General features: G+C 71.2%; 2 protein-coding genes and 2 pseudogenes. 2 read left to right on the top strand and 2 right to left on the bottom strand.

Annotated elements, in window-relative coordinates; translation table 11 throughout:
* Positions 1–73: 73 nt before the first annotated feature.
* A pseudogene (locus ABZY11_RS44045) lies at positions 74–409 on the bottom strand (AAC(3) family N-acetyltransferase); the annotation flags it as partial.
* A 316-nt stretch (positions 410–725) separates the two neighbouring features.
* Positions 726–1136 (bottom strand): CoA-binding protein, encoded by a 411-nt coding sequence (locus ABZY11_RS44040; protein WP_356484555.1) that lies wholly within the window; start codon positions 1134–1136, stop codon positions 726–728.
* A gap of 58 nt (positions 1137–1194) precedes the next feature.
* Here ABZY11_RS44040 and ABZY11_RS44035 point away from each other — a divergent pair, with 58 nt between their 5' ends.
* Positions 1195–1821 (top strand): YigZ family protein, encoded by a 627-nt coding sequence (locus ABZY11_RS44035; protein ID WP_356484554.1) that lies wholly within the window; start codon positions 1195–1197, stop codon positions 1819–1821.
* A 73-nt stretch (positions 1822–1894) separates the two neighbouring features.
* Positions 1895–2191: pseudogene (locus ABZY11_RS44030) on the top strand (ornithine cyclodeaminase family protein); the annotation flags it as partial.

Raw genomic sequence — 2191 nt, 5'->3', positions numbered from 1 at the left:
GCCGCCTCCGACGTGCCGCGAAGAATCACCGCCGTGCTGACGGGGATGTCCTTCATGGGGACGTTCATCGTCACGTACGTACGGCTGCGGCAGAGAGCCGCACGGCCTCCGCGAGACGGCCCATCGACGGCGCGGCCGAGGTCGCCGGATCGAAGGGCGGCATGCTCGCCCGCACGGCCTCCCGGGCCCGGTCGGTGAGGCCACGCACCCGGTCGAGGTAGTGCGGAGAGGTATCGGAGTTCTCCGGCGTGAAGGAGGGGACGACGAGCGTGCCGTGCCCCAGGGCGTCCCGCAACGCGCCGACCATCGCACGGACCCCACCGCTCACCGGGCCCACCGCGCGCATCGAGGCGTGCACCAGCAGGACACCGTTCCGCTCCACGCCGAGCCCGGAGAGCTGCCCGGCCAGCCCGCTCCGGCTGTGGGTGACGGTCGGCGCAGAAGAAGTGGTCACAGCGGGCCATTGTCCCAGCCGGACGCCGGGTGAGACACCACGCACATCCGGCCTGAGGGCTGTCCCGTGCTCCCTGGCGGGTGTGCGGCGTCGGATGCGGTGCATCGCAAGGCGGAGGGACGCCCGAATACTGGATGTATTCGGGCGTTCCGACAAACGCGGCGAGGAGTGGGGCCTCCCCTGCTCAAGCGCAGCCAAGAGCTTGGGGAAATAGCTGTCGTCGCACGCCCGCTCGGGATTACGGGACAGCCCTCAGGGACGCAGGTGCGGTTCAGCGGTCCAGGGCGGGAATCTCGATGGCGGGGCACCGGTCCATGACCATGTCGAGCCCCGCCGCACGCGTGCGGCCGTACGCCTCCTCGTCGACCACGCCGAGCTGGAACCAGACGGCCCTGGCGCCCGCCGCGACCGCCTCGTCGGCCACCGCGCCCGCCAGCTCGCTGTTGACGAAGACGTCCACCACATCGACCGGGAACGGTATGTCGGCCAGCGAGGCGTAGCCGTCCTCGCCGTGCACCCGCTCCGCCTTCGGATGCACCGGGACCACCCGCTTGCCGAAGCGCTGGAGCACCTCGGCGACGCCGTAGGCCGCGCGCGACCGGTTGCCGGACAGGCCCACCACGGCCCATGTGTCGCCGCTGTTCCGGAGAATCCTGCGGATCGTCTCTTCGTCTGCGTACATGATCCGCTCAACGGACGGCGGCCCCGGACCATTCCCGTACGGGGCATAGGGTGGCCGGATGCAGGAGCAGTACCGGACAGTCGCCCGAGCAGGCGTGCACGAGACCGAGATCAACCGATCGCGCTTCATCTGCGCGCTCGCCCCCGCCGCCACCGAGTTGGAGGCGCAGGACTTCGTCGCACGCATCCGCAGGGAACACCCGACCGCCACCCACAACTGCTTCGCCTATGTGATCGGCGCCGACGCCTCCGTGCAGAAGGCGAGCGACGACGGGGAACCCGGGGGCACCGCGGGCGTACCCATGCTGCAGATGCTGACGCGCCGTGAGATGCGCTACGTCGTCGCCGTCGTCACCCGCTACTACGGCGGCGTCAAGCTCGGCGCCGGCGGACTGATCAGGGCCTACGGGGGAGTGGTCGGCGAGGCCCTCGACGAGCTCGGCACCATCACCCGCCGGCGCTTCCGCCTCGCCACGATCACCGTCGGCCACCAGCGCGCCGGCAAGCTGGAGAACGACCTCCGGGCCACCGGCCGTACCGTGCGCGAGGTCCGCTACGCGGAGGCCGTCATCATTGAGATCGGGCTGCCGGACGCCGACGTCGAGTCCTTCCGTGGCTGGCTGGCCGATGCCACGGCGGGCGAGGCCGGGCTGGAGCTGGGCGGCGAGGCGTACGGGGACGCCTGACCGGATCTCCGTGTCACCACGCGCTCTCCAGGGGCCGCGCCGCCACCGATCGGCCGCACTGGACAATGGGCGGGTGACTCGACTCCTGACCCGCAGCGATCTTCTGGCCGTCCTCGACCCGGAGTCCGCCCTGAAAGCCCTGTCCGAGGGGTTCCGCGACGCCGGATCCTCCACGATCGCCGGGCAGCGCGTGCGCACGGATCTGCCGTTCCCCGGTACGGCGACGGCGCTCATCCCCGGCCTGCTGCCGGGTATCGACGCGTACACCGTCAAGGTCAACGCCAAGTTCCCCGGCGCCCGGCCGGCGCTGCGCGGTGTGATCTGTCTGCACAGCGGCCGGGACGGCGAACTCCTCGCCCTGCTCGACTCC

The organism is Streptomyces sp. NPDC006510 (assembly GCF_040611955.1).
Classification (GTDB): Bacteria; Actinomycetota; Actinomycetes; order Streptomycetales; family Streptomycetaceae; genus Streptomyces.
Note: the sequence above shows the minus strand (reverse complement) of the source record. Positions and strands in the feature narration are given on the sequence as shown.

What these genes read in the sequence shown, in the direction of transcription:
- ABZY11_RS44040 (WP_356484555.1), bottom strand. Translation starts at nt 1,136, where the DNA reads ATGTACGCAGACGAAGAGACGATCCGCAGGATTCTCCGGAACAGCGGC.
- ABZY11_RS44035 (WP_356484554.1), top strand. Translation starts at nt 1,195, where the DNA reads ATGCAGGAGCAGTACCGGACAGTCGCCCGAGCAGGCGTGCACGAGACC.